Annotated in this window: 20 protein-coding genes; 8 read left to right on the top strand and 12 right to left on the bottom strand. The window is 62.8% G+C overall.

Translation table 11 applies throughout. From position 1 onward, the window contains the following. Positions 1-148 precede the first annotated feature (148 nt). The 4 genes from ACTJKE_RS08435 to ACTJKE_RS08420 all read left to right on the top strand — a co-directional run bounded on the left by ACTJKE_RS08435 (position 149) and on the right by ACTJKE_RS08420 (position 3,217). Positions 149-1,042 carry a LysR family transcriptional regulator gene (locus ACTJKE_RS08435; protein ID WP_057254565.1) on the top strand — a complete coding sequence of 298 codons (894 nt, stop codon included), beginning with the start codon at positions 149-151 and terminating at the stop codon, positions 1,040-1,042. A 126-nt stretch (positions 1,043-1,168) separates the two neighbouring features. After that, entirely contained in the window at positions 1,169-1,813 is a 645-nt protein-coding gene (locus tag ACTJKE_RS08430; protein ID WP_440691691.1) for a DUF1007 family protein, read from the top strand. Further along, positions 1,807-2,853 (top strand): nickel/cobalt transporter, encoded by a 1,047-nt coding sequence (locus ACTJKE_RS08425; RefSeq protein ID WP_093233558.1) that lies wholly within the window; start codon positions 1,807-1,809, stop codon positions 2,851-2,853. The genes ACTJKE_RS08430 and ACTJKE_RS08425 overlap by 7 nt, the downstream gene beginning before the upstream one ends. Positions 2,854-2,878: 25 nt before the next feature. Next, on the top strand, positions 2,879-3,217 hold the full coding sequence (locus tag ACTJKE_RS08420) for a hypothetical protein (RefSeq protein WP_093233559.1): 339 nt from the start codon (positions 2,879-2,881) through the stop codon (positions 3,215-3,217). Between the two features lie 35 nt (positions 3,218-3,252). Here the strand turns inward: ACTJKE_RS08420 and ACTJKE_RS08415 are convergent, their stop codons facing one another. The 4 genes from ACTJKE_RS08415 to ACTJKE_RS08400 all read right to left on the bottom strand — a co-directional run bounded on the left by ACTJKE_RS08415 (position 3,253) and on the right by ACTJKE_RS08400 (position 5,857). After that, entirely contained in the window at positions 3,253-3,459 is a 207-nt protein-coding gene (locus tag ACTJKE_RS08415) for a hypothetical protein (protein ID WP_093233560.1), read from the bottom strand. Between the two features lie 41 nt (positions 3,460-3,500). After that, on the bottom strand, positions 3,501-4,196 hold the full coding sequence (locus tag ACTJKE_RS08410) for a GNAT family N-acetyltransferase (protein ID WP_440691688.1): 696 nt from the start codon (positions 4,194-4,196) through the stop codon (positions 3,501-3,503). Between the two features lie 100 nt (positions 4,197-4,296). Next, positions 4,297-5,010, bottom strand: a complete 714-nt coding sequence (locus tag ACTJKE_RS08405; protein WP_093233561.1) for a tellurite resistance TerB family protein — start codon at positions 5,008-5,010, stop codon at positions 4,297-4,299. 208 nt (positions 5,011-5,218) lie between these two features. Continuing rightward, the gene (locus tag ACTJKE_RS08400) at positions 5,219-5,857 is read right to left on the bottom strand and encodes a 2-dehydro-3-deoxy-phosphogluconate aldolase (RefSeq protein WP_057254560.1); all 639 of its coding nucleotides are present in this window, start codon (positions 5,855-5,857) and stop codon (positions 5,219-5,221) included. A 202-nt stretch (positions 5,858-6,059) separates the two neighbouring features. On the opposite strand from ACTJKE_RS08400, the gene ACTJKE_RS08395 reads away from it, so the two are divergent. Together ACTJKE_RS08395 and ACTJKE_RS08390 are read left to right on the top strand one after the other, a co-directional pair. Continuing rightward, positions 6,060-6,533 (top strand): CYTH domain-containing protein, encoded by a 474-nt coding sequence (locus ACTJKE_RS08395; RefSeq protein WP_057254559.1) that lies wholly within the window; start codon positions 6,060-6,062, stop codon positions 6,531-6,533. Beyond that, entirely contained in the window at positions 6,530-7,438 is a 909-nt protein-coding gene (locus ACTJKE_RS08390; RefSeq protein ID WP_057254558.1) for a CHAD domain-containing protein, read from the top strand. Before ACTJKE_RS08395 ends, ACTJKE_RS08390 begins: the two co-directional genes overlap by 4 nt. Positions 7,439-7,457: 19 nt before the next feature. On the opposite strand, the gene ACTJKE_RS08385 is transcribed toward ACTJKE_RS08390, so the two are convergent. Further along, complete coding sequence (locus ACTJKE_RS08385) at positions 7,458-7,886, bottom strand: DUF3592 domain-containing protein (RefSeq protein WP_112996773.1); 429 nt, start codon at positions 7,884-7,886, stop codon at positions 7,458-7,460. 388 nt (positions 7,887-8,274) lie between these two features. Here ACTJKE_RS08385 and trhO point away from each other — a divergent pair, with 388 nt between their 5' ends. Then, a complete protein-coding gene (gene trhO, locus ACTJKE_RS08380; RefSeq protein ID WP_440691684.1) occupies positions 8,275-9,231 on the top strand; it encodes an oxygen-dependent tRNA uridine(34) hydroxylase TrhO in 957 nt (318 codons plus the stop codon). Between the two features lie 252 nt (positions 9,232-9,483). Here the strand turns inward: trhO and ACTJKE_RS08375 are convergent, their stop codons facing one another. The 4 genes from ACTJKE_RS08375 to ACTJKE_RS08360 form a co-directional block, all read right to left on the bottom strand. Continuing rightward, positions 9,484-9,891: a GFA family protein gene (locus ACTJKE_RS08375; RefSeq protein WP_063891571.1), complete on the bottom strand. Its 408-nt coding sequence runs from the start codon at positions 9,889-9,891 to the stop codon at positions 9,484-9,486. Between the two features lie 105 nt (positions 9,892-9,996). Then, on the bottom strand, positions 9,997-10,773 hold the full coding sequence (locus ACTJKE_RS08370; protein ID WP_058325277.1) for a MetQ/NlpA family ABC transporter substrate-binding protein: 777 nt from the start codon (positions 10,771-10,773) through the stop codon (positions 9,997-9,999). Positions 10,774-10,810: 37 nt separating this feature from the next. Beyond that, on the bottom strand, positions 10,811-11,476 hold the full coding sequence (locus ACTJKE_RS08365) for a methionine ABC transporter permease (RefSeq protein ID WP_440691682.1): 666 nt from the start codon (positions 11,474-11,476) through the stop codon (positions 10,811-10,813). Then, complete coding sequence (locus tag ACTJKE_RS08360) at positions 11,466-12,548, bottom strand: methionine ABC transporter ATP-binding protein (RefSeq protein WP_093233563.1); 1,083 nt, start codon at positions 12,546-12,548, stop codon at positions 11,466-11,468. Before ACTJKE_RS08360 ends, ACTJKE_RS08365 begins: the two co-directional genes overlap by 11 nt. Positions 12,549-12,961: 413 nt before the next feature. Between ACTJKE_RS08360 and ACTJKE_RS08355 the strand changes: the two genes are divergently transcribed. Next, a complete protein-coding gene (locus ACTJKE_RS08355; protein WP_057254553.1) occupies positions 12,962-13,831 on the top strand; it encodes an NAD-dependent epimerase/dehydratase family protein in 870 nt (289 codons plus the stop codon). A gap of 90 nt (positions 13,832-13,921) precedes the next feature. On the opposite strand, the gene ACTJKE_RS08350 is transcribed toward ACTJKE_RS08355, so the two are convergent. The 3 genes from ACTJKE_RS08350 to ACTJKE_RS08340 form a co-directional block, all read right to left on the bottom strand. Next, a complete protein-coding gene (locus ACTJKE_RS08350; RefSeq protein WP_440691679.1) occupies positions 13,922-15,289 on the bottom strand; it encodes a GH1 family beta-glucosidase in 1,368 nt (455 codons plus the stop codon). Between the two features lie 148 nt (positions 15,290-15,437). After that, a complete protein-coding gene (locus tag ACTJKE_RS08345) occupies positions 15,438-16,619 on the bottom strand; it encodes a Gfo/Idh/MocA family protein (RefSeq protein WP_440691677.1) in 1,182 nt (393 codons plus the stop codon). A gap of 267 nt (positions 16,620-16,886) precedes the next feature. Then, the gene (locus tag ACTJKE_RS08340) at positions 16,887-17,939 is read right to left on the bottom strand and encodes a sugar phosphate isomerase/epimerase family protein (protein WP_440691675.1); all 1,053 of its coding nucleotides are present in this window, start codon (positions 17,937-17,939) and stop codon (positions 16,887-16,889) included. Between the last annotated feature and the right edge of the window lie 166 nt (positions 17,940-18,105).

Here is an 18,105-nt window from a genome sequence, read left to right as displayed (position 1 = left end):
TCATTATTTTCAGCATGCGCCGGTATCCGCCGAAACCGGTGCATCAGGCGCAAGCGACGGACAATCTGCCGTCGGCATCCTCGGCGCGAAAAGAGGCGTTCGCATCGAATCGGCGCAACGCGATTGAGAGCACGAAAGAAAGATTGCCATGGACACACTCACCCGCATCCGCGCCTTCATCGACGTCGTGGACGCCGAGGGGTTCTCGGCCGCCGCCAGGCGCGTCGGCAAGTCGAAGGCGCTACTTTCGAAATATGTGCGCGAACTCGAGGACGAGCTCGGCGCGCTGCTGCTCAACCGCACCACCCGGCAATTCTCGCTGACCGAAGCCGGCCATACCTACTACCGCACCGCCTCGGAAATCCTGAAGGAGATCGACAACCTTGCCGATCTCGTGCGCGCCAACAACTCCGACCTGAAGGGACGGCTACGCATCACGGCGCCGCGCACTTTCGTCGATGCCGAGATCGGCCAGTCGCTCATCGACTTCGGCAAGCAGCATCCTGAGCTCTCGCTGGAGATCGTCTCGGACGACCGCTTCGTCGATCTCGTCGAGGAAGGCTTCGACGCTGCCATCCGCATAACGCGACTGGAGGATTCCACGCTTATCGCCCGCAAGCTCGACGATTTCCAGGTGCTGATCTGCGCCGCGCCGGAGTTTCTTGAGAAATCCGGCCCGATCGAACACCCGACCGATCTTTCCAAGCTCCCCTGCATTCTCGACACCAATGGCCGCTCCTATTCCAACTGGCGCTTCGTCGAGCCCGACGGCTCGGCCTTCACCGTTCCGGTCAGCGGCCCGATCGAGGTCAACAGTCCGCTTGCCGCTCTGAGGGCCGCCGTCTCCGGCATGGGCGTCGCGGTCATTCCCGATTTCATTGCCCGGCCGAAGATCGCGGCGGGCGAACTCGTGACGATGTTTGACGATTTCCTGCCGCGCGACCGCGGCATCTATGCGATCTATCCGCATCGCCGCTATCTGCCGGCCAAGGTCAGGACGCTGGTCGATTTCCTGCATGCCTGGTTCCGCAAGCCACGCTGACCGCCTGTGCACCACCGAAGCAGCCGCCGGCGCATGTGATCGGCCAAGTCCCAATTCCGTCCCATTTCCGGTACATTCCCGGAAACGAATCGCGGGAGATCGCCCCGCCGAAAGGATTGCCGTTTCATGAGAACCAAACGCCTCATCATGGCCGGCCTTGCCACCCTGCTTGCGCCGTCGCTGGCCCTTGCCCATCCGCACATCTTCGCGGAAGCGCGGCTCGAGGTGGTCTCCGACGACAAGGCCGAAGTCAGCGAACTGCGAAACGTCTGGCGTTTCGACGAGCTGTTTTCGTCGAGCGTGGTGCTCGATTTCGACAAGAACTCGAATGCGATGCTCGATCCGGACGAACTGGCGGAAGTCGGCCAGACCGTGCTGGAGTCGCTGTCTGAGTACAATTACTACACGACGATCCTCGACAACGGCAAAACCATCAAGGTCAACAAGCCGGACAGCATCACCGTCGACTACAAGGACGGGCAGCTCATGATGATGTTTGCCGTCAAGCCGGCCGAGCCGATGCCGCTCAAGGGCAAGCTTTCCTTCGGCGTCTATGATCCGACCATGTATACGGCGATGGATTTCGCGACCGACAACGACCTGACCGTCGTCGGCGACAAGATCAACGCCTGCGAGCACAAGGTCGTCCGCCCCGATCCCGACGAGGTTCTCGCCGAGAACAAGGACACCCTGACCGATGCCTTCTGGAGCGATCCGACCGGCACAGACATGTCGAAGCTCTTTGCAACCAGGATAGAGATCACATGCTGAACACCCGCAGGATCGGACGTCTGGTCACGGCAGCGCTCATCGTCACGGCGCTCTCCGCAACGCTTGCGGCGGCCCAGTCGCCGCTCGGCATCGGAACGGCCGAGCCTGCATTCAAGACGACCGGTTTCCTCGGCGGTTTCTTCGCCTGGGTGAACATGGAGCAGCAAGGCTTCTATCGGCTGATGACCAACGCGTTGAAGGGCATGCGGGAAAACCCCTGGCAGCTCTGGTCGCTGGTCGGGCTCTCCTTCACCTATGGTGTTCTTCATGCCGCCGGCCCCGGCCACGGCAAGGCGGTGATCTCCTCCTACATGATCGCCAACGAGACCGAGCTGAAGCGCGGCGTAATGTTGTCGTTCCTTTCCTCGATCTTGCAGGGGATCGTCGCGATCCTTTTGATCGGCGCCGTCTATCTGCTGCTGCGCGGTTCGTCGATCAACATGACCACGGCGACGCGGTGGCTGGAAATCGCCAGCTACGCGCTCATTGCCGCTTTCGGCGGATGGCTGCTCCTGCGCAAGCTGCGGTCGATGCTACGTCCGGTCGCCGTGGCCTCAGTCGCCGGCGGCGGGCATATCCATCTCGCGCACGATCATGATCATCACGATCACCATCATCACGAACACGGCGGGCACCATGGGCACAGCCATGGCCCTGGCGAAGTCTGCGCGAGCTGCGGGCATGCGCACGCCCCCGATCCGTCGATGCTGAAGGGCGATCGTTTTGCGCTCCGGGAAGCCTGGTCGGCCGTTATCGCCGTCGGCCTGCGTCCCTGCTCCGGCGCGCTGATCGTGCTGTCGTTCGCGCTCCTGAACGGGCTCTATCTCGGCGGCGTGCTCTCGGTCTTCGCCATGTCGATCGGCACCGCGATCACCGTCTCGATCCTCGCGACCATGGCCGTCACGGCCAAGGGCGTTGCGCTGCGCTACGCGTCGAGCACCACGTCAGCAGCCCGCATCTCCAACGGCATCGAGATCGCCGGGGCGGCACTGGTTCTGATCCTGGGGCTCGTTTTGTTGGGCGCTGCGCTGCAGGGGTGAATCACCTACCCGACGGGTACCACAGATGAATTTCGATACGCTTGAGTTCGAGGAAATAGCCGCGAAACTCGGAAAGGACGGCTGGGCCATTAAGTACATATGGTCCGGGGAATCCGCCGCCTTCAGGTTCTGGCTTTCCGAGAAACATGGAATTGGAGCAAGCGACGTTAACGGTGGCTACTCGTTCTGGGTCGTCGATGACTACTGGACGCGGCCCTCCGGCGCGCGGAATGACTATGACGCATGGTATTCGTTCGGCTACTTGCTCGAAGATTGCCCGGAGTCAACGCCCGAACAAGCCGGTTTCACACGTGTGCCAACCAAAAAAAGCGCGTTTGAGCGAGCCGGGCGCGGGCAAGTCTGAGGCAATTCCCGCTCTCGCGACTTCTTGAGGCTAACTCACAGCCCGCGCTTGCGCTGGTAGCGGGCTCGGAGCCAGAACAGCAGGAAGAAGGCCAGCACGAAGATCACGCCGAAGGCGGCGGCAAGCCAGGGCGAGATGTCGCCAAGCTTCAGCATGATCGACGGCAGCACGAAGAAGCCGAGGCCGGCAACGACGAGAATGATCGCAGCGGCGATCGCCGGTGACTTTTCCTTGTTCTGCATGACTTCCCTGCTGTTGTCTGGTGCGACCGAACGTCGGGCGCCTACTTGGACGCCTTCCGCTCCAAGTCCGCACGTATATCTTCAAGCCGCCGCTTCTGGCGACCATCCTCGTCGAAGTTATCAGCTGCGAGCCAGGTTTCGAATGCGGCATTGAGCAGCGGCCATTCGCTGTCGATCATCGAGAACCAGGCCGTGTCGCGGTTTTCGCCCTTGGAGATCATGTGCTGGCGGAAGATGCCCTCGAACGTAAAGCCGAGGCGCGCCGCCGTGTTGCGGCTTGCCATGTTCTCGCTGTGGCATTTCCATTCGTAGCGGCGATAGCCGAGCTCCTCGAAGACGTGTTTCGCCATCAGGTAATGGACTTCGGTCGAGAGCGGTGAGCGGGCCATGGCGGCGCCATGGGCGACAGAGCCGACTTCAACGACGCCATTGGCGGGATCGGCACGCATGTAATTGGCCATGCCGACGACGATACCCGTCGCCTTGTCGCGAAACACTTCGGTGACCCAACCGGACTTCTCCTGCGCCGCCGTTAGCCAGGCATCAAAACCTTCAATGTCCTTGAAGTCCGGCTGCGTGAAATACCTGAGCAGCGGATTGATCGCCATGCCGCCGAGACCGTCCCAGAGGTCCTGAAGATGCCGGTCACGCTCATAGGGCTCGAGCTTGACGAAGCGCCCTTCGAGCGCGACGCCCTTCGGCGCCGGGCATCCTTTCCAGTTCTTGAGATCACGCATCGGCCGCTCCTCCGTTACCCCTTGCACTTCGCAATAGGCCAGAGTGGCGACCGATACAAATTCAAACTGGTTATGAACCCATGAGGATCAGGCGAGGATGCTAGGCCGTAGCCGGCACCTTGGCGGCCGATACGGTCGCCTCGATGTGGTCGACCAAAGCGTCCGGAAGGCCGAGGCGGCCGGCCAGCAGGTCGAGATAGCCACGCTCCGCACGCGTCTCCGGCTCGATCGTCAGGCGCGATGCGGTATAGACCTCGACGCGCTCTTCTTCCGTCTTGGCCGCACCGACGATCGCGTCGATATCGACAGGGTTGGCAAGCTCGTTGTCGAGGAAGGCGGCGGCATCGGCCGAAAGGCCGGAGACCGACAGTTTGTCCATGATGTGCTGACGCTCGGCCTCGTCGATGTGCCCGTCAGCGCGCGAGGCCGCGATCATCGCCCGCACCAGGGTCAGCGCGAAATCGTGGCTGACGGCCTCCGGCGCAGAAGGGAAGCCGGAATCGGCCGGCGGCGGCAGGAGTTCCGGTTCCCCCTTGGCAACGGTTGCGCCTCCCGGCGTGTTGCCGGCCTGATAGTTCTTGTAGGCCTGGTAACCGAGACCCGCGATGGCCGCGAGGCCGCCGAGCACGGCGGCATTGCCGGCCAGCTGGCGACCCGACTTGGTGCCGAGCAGGACCGCGGCGATGGCGCCCGTCGCCAGCGGATTGTCCTTGGCAAGCTGCGTTGCCTGGGTCGCGCGATCGCGCACCGTGCCGCCGGCACCGGGCACCTGCGATCCCAGAAACTGATCCAGCAATTTCTTCGCGTCGAACATCGGGTTTCGCTCCTTGTCGGTTCCGGGCGGTTAAGGTCAACCGAAACGGAGCGCCGCCCGCGCTCGCGCCGTCGAATGGATTGAGACATAGGAACGTTGCAGGGGAAATACAAATTCGCGCCAGGCGCGTGTGACGAAGAACACCGCGACCAACGAAAAAGGCCGGGCTTTCGCCCGGCCTGCAAATGTAGAACGCAGTGCTTCCCGCTCAGCCCTTGAGGGCGAAGGCTTCGGCCGCAAGCTTGGTGATTCCGGCCCAATCGCCCTTGGCGACCAGATCCTTCGGTGCAACCCAGGAGCCGCCAACGCAGACGACGTTCGGAAGCGTCAGATAGTCGCGCGCGTTGGAAAGCGAGATCCCGCCGGTCGGGCAGAACATCGTGCCGGCCAGCGGCGAAGACAGCGACTTGAGATAGGCGGCACCACCGGCCTGTTCCGCCGGGAAGAACTTCATGACGTCGTAGCCTTCTTCACGCAGGCCCATGACTTCGCTCGCCGTCGCGGCACCCGGCAGCAGTGGCACGTCGTGGTCGTTCGCGACATCGATCAGTTCCTGCGTCGTGCCGGGGCTGACGATGAACTTGGAGCCGGCTTCGACCGCCGCTTCGAATTGCGCGGCATTGAGGATCGTGCCGGCGCCGGCAACAGCACCTTCCACTTCGTTGGCAACCGCGCTGATCGCTTCGAGCGCTGCCGGCGTGCGCAGCGTGATCTCGATCGCCCTCAACCCGCCGGCAACCAGAGCGCGCGCCAGCGGCACGGCGGTCGCGACGTCGTCGATCACGAGGACCGGAACGACCGGCTGCAATTTGAGGATGGAAAGAAGCCTGTCGGTTTTCGCGCTCATGCCGATCGTCCTTTTTAAAACGATTGAATATGCCCTCCGCATACTCCGCCGGCCACCGGTTGTCGAGACCTAAGGGCGCAAGTGTGCGGCATTCTCATGTAAGCTGAAGATAAAATATTACCTACAACAAAGAGATGACTTGAGCCTTCGCACGAAAGCGATAGTTTGATGACGGCGAGCCTATCGAAATGGCGGATTATCCATGGCGAAGGAAATAGAACGCAAGTTTCTGGTCGCGTCCGACGGGTGGCGAGAGCATGCGGACAAGGGCATCGACCTCAGGCAAGCCTATGTCGTCACCATGGACGACCGCTCGCTGCGCGTGCGCATCCACGGCAACAAGTGGGCGCGCCTCACCATCAAGATCGGCAAGTCGGCGCTGGTCAGAAACGAATATGAATACGATGTACCTATGGACGACGCCCGTGAGATGCTGACGCAGGCGGTCGGCATCGTCATTGAGAAACGACGATATCGCATCCCGTACAAGGGCTTCATCTGGGAAGTGGATGTCTACGAAGGCGCGCTCAAGGGCCTGGTCGTCGCCGAAGTGGAGATGAAGCGCGAGACCGACTTGCCGGCGCTGCCCAATTGGATCGGCCGCGAAGTCACCGGCGACCGCCGTTATTCCAACCAGGCGCTTGCCACAGAGGGGCTGATGGAACCCCAATCATGACCTACGCCTTCCGGCCCGGACGGCCGTTCACCGACGATTTCCGCGCCATTGCCGCCGAGCAATTCACGCAGGCGGTCATGACCCTCGAAGACCGCCCTGATGGCCTCCACGAAGCCATCCATGAGGCCCGCAAGAACTTCAAGCGTCTGCGTTCGCTCTATCGGCTCGTCGCCGCCGACGCGCCGCAATTCCAGAAGCACGAAAACGCGCGCATACGCGACATGGCCCGCAATCTCTCAACCGTCCGCGATGCGGCAGCGCTGGTGGAAAACGCTCAATACCTGAGGGCATCGGCTGCCAGCGTCGAACAGGAGAAGGCTCTCACCCACATTTGCAAGCGGCTGGAGAAACGTCGCGACCGCATCGCTGCCTGCGAGACCGACATCGAGGACCGCGTTGCCGCAACCATCGTCACTTGTGAACACGCCCTGCAAGCACTGGCCCATGTCTCTTTTGACGATCGTCGCCGTAGAACCGCCGCCCGACTGACGAAAGGCTGGCAGCAGACGCTCAAGCGCGCCGCCCGCGCCAAGGAAGCCTGCGGCTCGAGCACCGATGCCGGCGCCTTCCACGAGTTGCGCAAGCGGGCGCAGGACTACCGCATGCATCTGGGACTTATGCGCGACACCTGGCCGTCTGCTATCCAGGCCAAGCGCAGCGAGGCCAAGATGCTGGTCGACACGCTCGGCCACCTCAACGATCTCTCCGTCATGATCCAGTTGATCAACGAAGATCCGGCGCTGGCCGGCAACAGCCAGGACCAGGCCCATCTCATCGCCGCCGTCATTGCCCGGCAGGAAACCTTGCGAGACGACGCGTTGACACTGGCAGCAACGGTCTTCCAGGAGCAGCCCGACGAAGAGAGCCGAACGATCCGTCTGCTCTGGCTCGACGCCGCGCGCTAGCTGGGGCTCCCCGCTGTATTCAGCCGTCGAGCACCACCGCCAGGAAGACAAAACCCGCGGCGACGATCAGAGACACCACGTACAGCAACATGCGCCTTAGGGGTCTGCCGGCGAGATGGGCACGCCCTGGGGTCTGAGGGTCATAGCGTACGTCGACGCTTGTCCCGACGGGCTCGCCTGAATGAGGAAGCTCGGAGTCGAATTCGTGTGTGCGTCCCGCCCCGTCTGTGAACCGAATGATGGCGGTGTCGTAGTCCTCCCCACTCGACACTTGGACGATCCGTCCCTTGGTCGATGTTCCACGACGCCGAAGCAGCGCGTCACGCCGCAGCTTCCATGCGATATCCAACGCAAGTCCCACGCCGACGACCGAGAAAAGCAGACGGACCAAGCGAAAGTCCTCGGCTAACCACACATAGAGCGTGCTAAGGACGGCGCTCAGGTCCATGCCAGCGGCATTCGGATAGGATCGGGGGATCTGCCTGCGTGTACCCTGGCGCAGGAGTCTTCATTGTTACGCACCTTAGGTTTGCATGGCTCAGGGCCCCAAGTGATCTGCGTCTCCTCCCAGCTGGCGGTCCCGCTCTCTCGCGCATTGATCTCGCAAACAGCAGCGGCGCTCGCGCAATTCCTAAATCGCGCCTCCACCCTTTTGAGTTGCATATTAGCATCCAATTGTTTCTTGAACATGATGCGGAACCAAGACGCGATGCGATCCCGCCTGCGGTTTCCCGCCGGTTCATTCAACTCGTTTCATCGTGACCTGCAGCGACAGAGTGCCCCCTCTCGCCCGCCACGATTGCGCTTGCGGCGCGAAAGCTGTATTTGCACCGGCCATGACCGACATTTCCACCACCCCGCGCCCTGAGACCCATGGTGAGACCCACGGCCAGTTTCTGGTCGCCGCGCTCTATCATTTCGCAAGCTTCCCGCGCTTCGCCGAATTCCGCGAACCGCTGCAGGCAGTCTGCGACGAGAACGGCGTCAAGGGCACATTGCTCATCGCCCATGAGGGCATCAACGGCACGATCGCCGGCACGGATACCGGCATCGCCACGGTGCTTGCCTTCCTGCGCGCGCAGCCGGAGCTTGGAGCATTGGAGCACAAGGAAAGCCGCGCGTCCTCGATGCCGTTTCTGCGCATGAAGGTGCGGCTGAAAAAGGAAATCGTCACGATGGGTGTCGAGAACATCGACCCCAACAAGATCGTCGGTACCTATGTCGACCCGAAGGATTGGAACGCGCTGATCTCCGATCCCGAGACGATCGTCATCGACACGCGAAACGACTACGAGACGGCGATCGGCATCTTCAAGGGCGCGGTCGATCCGCAGACCAAGACCTTCCGCGAGTTCCCGGACTGGGTGCGCAACCACACCGGCCTGCACAACAAGCCGAAGATCGCCATGTACTGCACCGGCGGCATCCGCTGCGAGAAGGCGACCGCCTTCATGAAGGAACAGGGCTTCGACGAGGTCTACCACCTCAAGGGCGGCATCCTGAAGTATCTCGAGGAAGTGCCCCAAGAAGAAAGCCTCTGGGAAGGCGCCTGCTTCGTCTTCGACGATCGCGTCTCCGTTACCCATGGTCTGGAAGAAGGCGAGCACACGCTCTGCCATGCCTGCCGCCAGCCGCTGACCAAGGCCGATCTCCTCTCGCCGCACCACGAGGACGGCGTTTCCTGCATTCATTGCTACGAGGTCCGCACAGACGAGGACCGCGAACGCTACCGCCAGCGCCAGAAGCAGATCGAGCTTGCGAAGAAGCGCGGCGAACGCCACCTCGGTAGCTGAACGGCGGTTTCGCCCCTCATCCGCGCGGTGAGGGAGGCCCCGCATCCGCCTGCCGGCACCTTCTCCCCGCAAGCGGGCGAAGGGAGATCTGGCGCCGTCTCATCACAGATCAGGCTCCGGCATTTGGGCCGCCGCTTTCAAGCAGGTCCCGACCGGCAGCGAAGGTTCCAGCACGACGGCCGCTGTCGGGCACGTCCCCTCGCCCCGCCTGCGGGGAGAGGGCTAGGGTGAGGGGCAAACCTGCTGCTGCAGCTACCCCGGCAGCGCCTCGCATTCATCCAGCGCCAACGCGCTGCGGTCCCATTCATGCCGGCTGCGGGTGAATATCGCATCGGTCGGCTGGAACACTGAGGGATCGTCGAGCGTACCGGCATAGATCGACCAGCGCCAATCGTCAGGCGGTCCGGAGCCGAAGACCTGGCTGCCGCAGGTTTCGCAGAAATAGCGGACCGACACATTGCCGTTTTCGGCGCGTGTTTCGTAGCCGCGGCAGGTGCCTGACATTACCACGTTCGCGCGATCGAAGATCATGTAGCAGCAATGGCCGGTTCCGGTGGTGCGCTGGCAATCGCGGCAATGGCAGAAGCCGGAATAGAGGGGTTGCCCCTTCGCCTCGTAGCGGATTGCGCCGCAGAGACAGCCGCCTTTCATCACACTCATGTCGTCTCCTCCTCGAAGCGTCGGGAGGATAACCGCGCGGAACGCACGGTCAAAGCAAAACCGCGCGCCGGAATGCGGCGCGCGGTTGCTGTTTCGATCAGAAGCTTACCAGCTCGGGATCAGCGCGCCCTTGAAGGTGTCGTTGATGAAGGCCTTCACCTTTTCGTCGTGGTAGGATTCGACCAGCGTCTTCACCCACGGCGCATCCTTGTCGGCCTTGCGCACGGCGATGACGTTGGCATAGGGCGACTTCTCGCCTTCGATCGCGATCGCGTCCTTCTTCGGGTGCAGGCCGGCTTCCATCGCGTAGTTGGTGTTGATGACGGCCGCATCGACGTCCTGCAGCGAGCGCGGCAGCTGGGCGGCATCAAGCTCGGCGAAGGTGATGTTCTTCGGGTTCTCGGTGATGTCGGCAGGCGTGACCTTCAGGCCGGCCTCTTCCTTGACCTTGATCAGGCCCTTGGAGGCGAGAACCAGCAGCGCGCGGCCGCCATTGGTCGGGTCGTTCGGGATGGCGATCGTCGCGCCGTCCTGGAGTTCGTCGAGGCTCTTCACCTTCTGCGAATAGACACCCATCGGCGTGGTAATCGTGGTGCCGACGCTGACGATCTCGAAGCCGCGATCGGCGATCTGGTTGTCGAGATAGGGCTGGTGCTGGAACGAGTTGGCGTTGAGATCGCCATCGGCCAGAGCCTGGTTCGGAACGACGTAGTCGGAGAATTCGAGGATCTCGATGTCGAGGCCCTTGGGTGCCGCGACTTCCTTCACCTTCTCCATGATCTGGGCATGCTCGCCCGGCGTGACGCCGACCTTGATGGTCTCGGCAAGCGCCGTGCCGGCGGTAAGAGCGGCAATCGCTGCCGCGATGATAAGCTTCTTCATGGATGTCTCCTTGTTCACGTTCAGTCTTGGGAGGAAATCAGGTCTTGCGGTTTTTCTTGTCGAAGCGCCGCGCCAGGCCGTCGCCGGCACTCTGGACGAGTTGCACCAGCACGATCAGCACGATGACAACGACGAGCATTACTTCGGGCATGAAGCGCTGGTAGCCGTAGCGGATGCCGAGGTCGCCGAGCCCGCCGCCGCCGACGGCCCCGACCATCGCCGAATAGCCGATGAGACTGACGGCGGTCATGGTGAGCGCCAACGTCAGAGCCGGACGCGCTTCGGCAAGCAGCACCTTGAAGACGATCTGCATCGGGGTGGCGCCCATGGCGCGCGCCGCCTCGATCAGCCCCTTGTCGATCTCGCGGATCGCCGCTTCCACCAGACGCGCGACGAAGGGGATCGTCGCGATCGTCAAAGGCACGATCGCCGCCTTGGTGCCGATCGAGGTGCCGGTCAAAAGCCGGGTAAAGGGAATGATCGCGACGACCAGGATGATGAAGGGCGTCGAGCGCGTGGCGTTGACGATCAGCCCGACGATGCGGTTGAGCGTCGGCGCCGGGAAGAGCTCGCCCTTGCCGCTGGTCGCGAGGAAGATGCCGATCGGCAGGCCGATCAGCGAGCCGATGAGGCCAGCGACGGCAACCATGTAGATGGTGTCGACGGTGGCACCACCGATGCGCAGGAGAATATCAGGCGACATAACCGAGCACCTCCGTTACCAGACCGTTTTCGGTGAAGAAGCGTTCGGCGCGACCGGATGTCTCGGCATCGGCGCCATAGGCAACGACCAGCGAGCCATAGGGCGCGCCGCCGATCTCGTCGATCGTGCCGGCGATGATGTTGACCTCGGCGCCAACCGATTTGATCAACTGAGAGATCAGCGGCCTTTCGGCCGCCGCACCAAAGAAGGTGAGCCGCACGACGGCACGGTCTCCAGGTGCGGGCTGGGCTTTGAGCGCCCGGGCCACCGCGTCCGGAAGCTTGGAGCCCGGCAAGCCCGAAAGCAGCGCGCGCGTCGTCTCGTGTTTCGGATGCGTGAAGACGTCGAAGGTGTGGCCGCGCTCGACGATGCGGCCGTGATCGATGACGGCAACATCCGAGGTCACCGCCTTCACCACTTCCATCTCATGGGTGATGAGCAGCACGGTCAGGCCAAGCTCGGCATTGATCCGCTTCAACAGGTCCAGGATCGACTGTGTCGTCTCCGGGTCGAGGGCCGAGGTCGCTTCGTCGGAGAGCAGCAGCTTCGGCTCGGTCGCAAGCGCGCGGGCGATGCCGATTCGCTGCTTCTGGCCACCGGAGAGTTCGGCCGGGTAGCGCCCGTGCTTGTCGGCAAGGCCGACGAGATCAAGCAGCGGCCGCACGCGCTGATCGATCGCGCGCTTGTCCATGCCTGATATCTCGAGCGGCAGCGCGACATTGCCGAAAACGGTGCGCGAGGAGAGCAGGTTGAAATGCTGGAAGATCATGCCGACGTTGCGGCGAAGCGTGCGCAGCGCCGCATCGTCGAGCCCGCCGACATCGACGCCGTCGACCAGCACCTTGCCGCCGCTCGGCTTCTCCAGGCCGTTAACGAGGCGGATCAGCGTCGATTTGCCGGCGCCGGAGCGACCGATGATGCCGGTGATCGAGCCACGGTCGACCGTCAGCGAGACATTGTCGAGCGCGGTGAAGGCGCCGCTTTGGCCGGAGGCGGGGAAATGCTTGGAAACGCCGTCGAAGACGACGGCTGCGTCAGCCGGTGACGTGGCTTTCAAGGCGGAAACGCTCATCGTTCGGAGATCCCCGAAAGAGGCGCAGTCGGAATGTGCGGATACATTAGGTGCTCTCGGATGTTCAAAACTCGTGATCCCGGCAAAGTCGGGATGGAAGGCGCGTCCGGTCAGGCCGACATTCGACAACGCATTCGGAACAGGGAGCACTTCTCTAGCATCAAGAAACCAGTCAGTTCAACTTTGGCGCCGCATGGCCCGCATGCGACATAATCTACGGCTCTTATGGAGAATTGTCCGGGCGTTTCACAGGCATGATTTTCCGCAATAGGAAGGAGATCGGCAAAACCATGCTCTTTTGCTGCACTGGGTGCCGCATCCCGCAGATCGCCATCTTGGAAATCCTTGTTTGAACGGACTGCACCCGACCGCATTTCATGCTAACGGGCAGGAACAGGGTTACGAGGTAAGAAATGCGCATCGTCTTGACCGGAAGCTCGGGCCGCATCGGCCGGGCGATCTATAACGCGCTCGCCGCAGACCATGATGTCATCGGCATCGACCGCACGCCTTTCGGCACGACCGCGATAGTTGGCGATCTCGTCGACGGCGAATTGCTGGAGCGGGCCATGGAGGGGGCGGATGCCGTGATCCATACGGCAGCACTGCATGCGCCGCATGTGGACATGCTCGCCGACCAGGAATTCGAACGCGTCAATGTGATGGGCACGCATCTGGTGATCGCTGCCGCCCAGGCGACGGGTGTCGGCCGTATCGTCTTTACCAGCACGACGGCTCTTTACGGCCACGCGGTCACCGCCGGAGGCTGCGCCTGGATCACCGAGGAGACACCGCCAAAGCCGCACACCATTTATCACCACACCAAGCTTGCGGCCGAAGCCCTACTTGAAAATGCCGCCGACCGTGCCCTGCATGTGCGGGTATTGCGCATGTCGCGCTGTTTCCCGGAGGCGGCCGACCGCGTCGCGAGCTATCGCTTGCACCGTGGCATCGATGTGCGCGACGTTGCGGCGGCGCATGCGGCGGCACTCGACAACGGCGGCCCTTTCTTCCAGCGTTACATCATCTCTGGCGAAACGCCGCTGCTTCCGACCGATTGCCGCCGTCTGGCAGAGGACGCCGCAAGCCTGTTGCGCGAACGCGCGCCAAAACTGTCGCAGGCTTTTGCGGATCGCGGCTGGCCGCTGCCCGCCACGATCGACCGGGTCTACGACCCGAGCGCCGCAATCGAGAAGCTCGATTGGAAGCCGCGCTACGGTTTCAAGGAAGTGCTGGCCCAGCTCGACCGGCAGAGCCTCGAGGTCCTGCCGGTCCGGTGGTGATCTTGGGGTAACGCAAATCCGGGAGAACCGTTTCGCGTTCTTCCCGGAGTTATGCTTGATGCGGGTCGGCTGAAACCACGCGCCCAATTGTCAGGCGTGGTTGCCCTTCGGGAACTCTTCGGCGAGCGCCTGGTACCAGTGACCGCTCTTCTTGATGGTGCGCACCTGGGTATCGTAGTCGACATGGACGATGCCGAAACGCATCTTGTAGCCTTCGGCCCATTCGAAATTGTCCGTCAGGCTCCAGGCGAAGTAGCCGCGCATCGGGTAACCCTCGGCAATCAGGTCGGCCGTGACAGACAGATGGTCGGCGATGTAGTCGAGTCGCGGCTGGTCGTCGACGATGCCGTTTTCGACACCCATGTTGTAGCAGGCGCCGTTCTCGGTGATGTAGCAGTCGGGCAGCTGGTAGGTCGCGTTGAGCGTCCTGACCAGGCTACCGAGCGCCGGTGCGTAGACCTCCCAGCCGATATCCGTCTTGGTCTCGCTCACCGCCTTGGCGTTGATCGTCGCCGGGTACTCCGCACTCTTCGCCGGGTCGGCGCTGACCCGCATCGGCGTGTAGTAGTTGAGCCCCCACCAGTCGAGCGGCCGGGAGATCGTCTCCATGTCGCCGTCTTCGATCGTGGGCATGCGGTGGCCGAGCGCGCTCATGAAGCTCTCGGGGTATTCGCCTCTAAAGATGGGGCCGAAGAAGACACCATTGTGGAAGTCGAAGGCCCGTTCGGCCGCTGCTGTGTCGGCCTTGCGGTCGCTGCCAGGGTACACGGAGTGCGCATTGATGACGATGCCGGCAGGCAGGTTCGGCCGCTCCGAGCGGATGGCATCGACGCCGAGCCCGTGCGCCAGATTGGTGAAGTGCAGGGCATGCAGCGCCGCATCCATGTTGCGCTCGCCCGGCGCATGGATGCCGTAGAGATGGCTGAGCCAGACCGAACACCAGGGTTCGTTGAAGGTCGCAACCGCGTCGAGGCGATCGCCGAGGCGGGCGATCACCGTCTTGGCGTAACGCTGGAAGGCGTAGGCCGTCGTGCGCGCCGTCCAGCCTCCCTCGCCCATCAGCGCCAGCGGCAGATCCCAATGGTAGAGCGTGGCGAATGCCCTAATGTTGCGGGCCTTCAACCCGTCGACGAGACGGTCGTAAAAGTCGAGGCCTTTTTCATTGATCGGGCCAGTCCCTTCGGGAATGATGCGCGGCCAGGCAATCGAGAAGCGGTAGGCTTCGACCCCGAGGCTCTTGATCAGATCCAGATCCTCTTCCAGCCGGTTGTAGTGGTCGCAGGCGACATCACCATTGTGCCGCCCGAAGACGCGGCCCGGCATATTGGAAAAGGCGTCCCAGATCGACGGCTTCCGCCCATCGGCCTTGGTGGCACCTTCGATCTGGAAGGAGGCGGTCGCCACCCCGAATACGAAATCACCCGGGAAGCGCTGCGCCAGGATCTTGGGATCGATCATCTCTCTGCCTCGTCTTGTTCCGGCCCCGCCGGAAACGGGACCATGTTGTTTTCTTTTGTATCGCGGCCGACCTAAAGCCGTGCTGGCAAATGTCAACTCGCGAAAAAGGGCGGGAATGCCCCGCCCTTTCGCCGGTTCTTGTGCTCCGCTACACCTTTACCCACGCACCATTTCGTTTGGATGACTGGACGCAGGCGTCGACGAAGACCATGCCCTTCATGCCATCGCCGATGGTCGGATAGGTGACGGCCGGATCGACCTTTTCGCCCTTGCGCTTGGCGAAAATGGCGCGGGCCGCTTCCGTGTAGATATTGGCGAAGCCTTCGAGGTAACCTTCCGGATGACCGGACGGGATCCGGCTGACGCGGTTTGCCGCAGCACCCGCCCCGGCACCTGCCCGGGTGAGCAGTCGCTTCGGCTCGCCGAACGGCGTGTGCCAGAGATAGTTCGGGTCCTTCTGTGTCCATTCGAGCCCGCCCTTGGTGCCGTAGACGCGCACCATCAGGCCGTTTTCGTGGCCGGGCGCGACCTGGCTGCACCAGAGCAGCCCCTTGGCGCGCTCACCGTCCTTTGCCTTGAAGCGCATCATCACATGCGCATTGTCGTCGAGCTGACGACCAGGAACGAAGCTGTCGAGATCGGCCGAAAGCTCCTCCAGTTCGAGGCCGGAGACGAAGGCGCCGAGATTATAGGCGTGCGTGCCGATATCGCCGGTCGAGCCGCCGGCGCCCGAGCGCGCCGGATCGGTGCGCCAGGCCGCCTGCTTCTGGCCGGACTGCTCGATGTTTTCCGTCAGCCAGTCCTGCGGATATTCCATCTGCACCAGCCGCACCGCACCGATCTCGCCATTGGCCACCATCTCGCGCGCCTGCCGCACCATCGGATAGCCGGTGTAGTTGTGCGTCAGCACGAACAAGGCATCGCTGTCCTCGGCCGCCTTCTTCAGCTTCTTGGCGTCGGCAAGCGTCGAGGTCAGCGGCTTGTCGCAGATCACGTGGATGCCGCGCTTCAGAAACTCCTTGGCAGCGGCGTAGTGAACGTGGTTCGGCGTGACGATGGCCACCGCCTCGATGCCGTCCTTCAGCTTCGCCTCGCGGATCGCCATCTGCTTGAAGTCGGAATAGACGCGCGACGGGTCGAGCCCGAGCTCGCGGCCCGAGCTTTCCGCCTTTTCCGGCGTCGACGACAAGGCGCCCGCCACCAGTTCAAAGTGATCGTCGAGCCGTGCCGCGATACGATGCACCGCGCCGATAAAGGCGCCGGAGCCGCCGCCCACCATGCCGAGCCGGATGCGGCGCTCGCGCTTCTCGCTCGTTCCTTCGATTGCCATTTGGATTCTCCCCTGTTTCCGTTCGTGTGTTTTGCTTGTTACGCGTGATCGTTCGCGAGAATTGCCCCTCATTCGCGCGGTGAGGGCAGCCCCTCATCCGCCTGCCGGCACCTTCTCCCCGCAGGCGGGGAGAAGGGACTGGATGCGCCCGCTCGCCAGGCCCCAAGCAACTCTCTCTGAGAGCGCTGCAGGTGCAACCGCAGCCACAGTCCGCGTCCCCTCTCCCCGCAAGCGGGGAGAGGGTTAGGGTGAGAGGCAAACGCTACCTCAGATCCCCAGCATGCGCCGGTTGGCGGCCTCGTCCGTGCCGCCGCCGGCGAAATCGTCGAAGGCCTTTTCGGTGACGCGGATGATGTGGTGCTTGACGAAGTCGGCACCCTCGCGCGCGCCATCCTCGGGATGTTTCAGCGCGCATTCCCATTCGACCACGGCCCAGCCCGCAAAATCATTGGCCGCCATCTTCGAAAACACCGCGCCGAAATCCACCTGACCGTCGCCGAGCGAGCGGAACCGCCCGGCCCGGTTGACCCAGCCCTGATAGCCGCCGTAGACGCCCTGGCGTCCGGTCGGATTGAACTCCGCATCCTTGACGTGGAACATGCGGATGCGGTCCTTGTAGATGTCGATGTTGTCGAGATAGTCGAGGCACTGCAGCACGTAGTGCGACGGGTCATAGAGCATGCAGGCGCGGGCGTGGTTGCCGGTGCGCTCCAGAAACATCTCGTAGGTGATGCCGTCGTGCAGGTCCTCGCCCGGATGGATCTCGTAGCAGACGTCGACGCCACAGTCCTCGGCATGGTCGAGGATCGGTTTCCAGCGTTTCGCCAGTTCGTCAAAGGCGGTCTCGACGAGGCCGGCCGGGCGCTGCGGCCAGGGATAGACGAAGGGCCAGGCAAGCGCGCCGGAGAAACTCGCCATCGCGTTCAGCCCGAGGTTCTTCGAGGCGGTCAGCGCCAGCTTCACCTGCTCGACCGCCCATTGCTGACGCGCCTTGGGATTGCCGCGCACTTCCGGTGCGGCAAAGCCATCGAAGGCTTCGTCATAGGCCGGGTGCACGGCGACGAGCTGGCCCTGCAGATGGGTCGAAAGCTCGGTCACCTCGACGCCGTTGTCGCGCGCCTTTCCGGCAAACTCGTCGCAATAGGCCTTGGACGTCGCTGCCTTTTTCAGATCGATCAGCCGCGCGTCCCAGCTCGGGACCTGCACGCCCTTGTAGCCGCAGTCGGCCGCCCATTTGGTGATCGCGTCCCAGGAATTGAACGGTGCCGCATCGCCGGCAAACTGCGCAAGAAAGAGCCCTGGCCCCTTGATCGTCTTCATCCCGATTTTCCTCCCGATGAAACGGCCATTGATGATGTCGGCCTGTCCGGTCAGTCGGCGACAAGGAGGTACAATGGCACCTTGTTTTCGCCGCAACTGGCGGACCTGAAACGTTGCAGGCGCCAAAGCTAGCAGATTTTCAACCGGGGGCAACTGGCAAAGGCAC

Origin of the sequence: Ensifer sp. 22521, assembly GCF_052044795.1 — a bacterium.
Classification (GTDB): Bacteria; Pseudomonadota; Alphaproteobacteria; order Rhizobiales; family Rhizobiaceae; genus Ensifer.
Note: the sequence above shows the minus strand (reverse complement) of the source record. Positions and strands in the feature narration are given on the sequence as shown.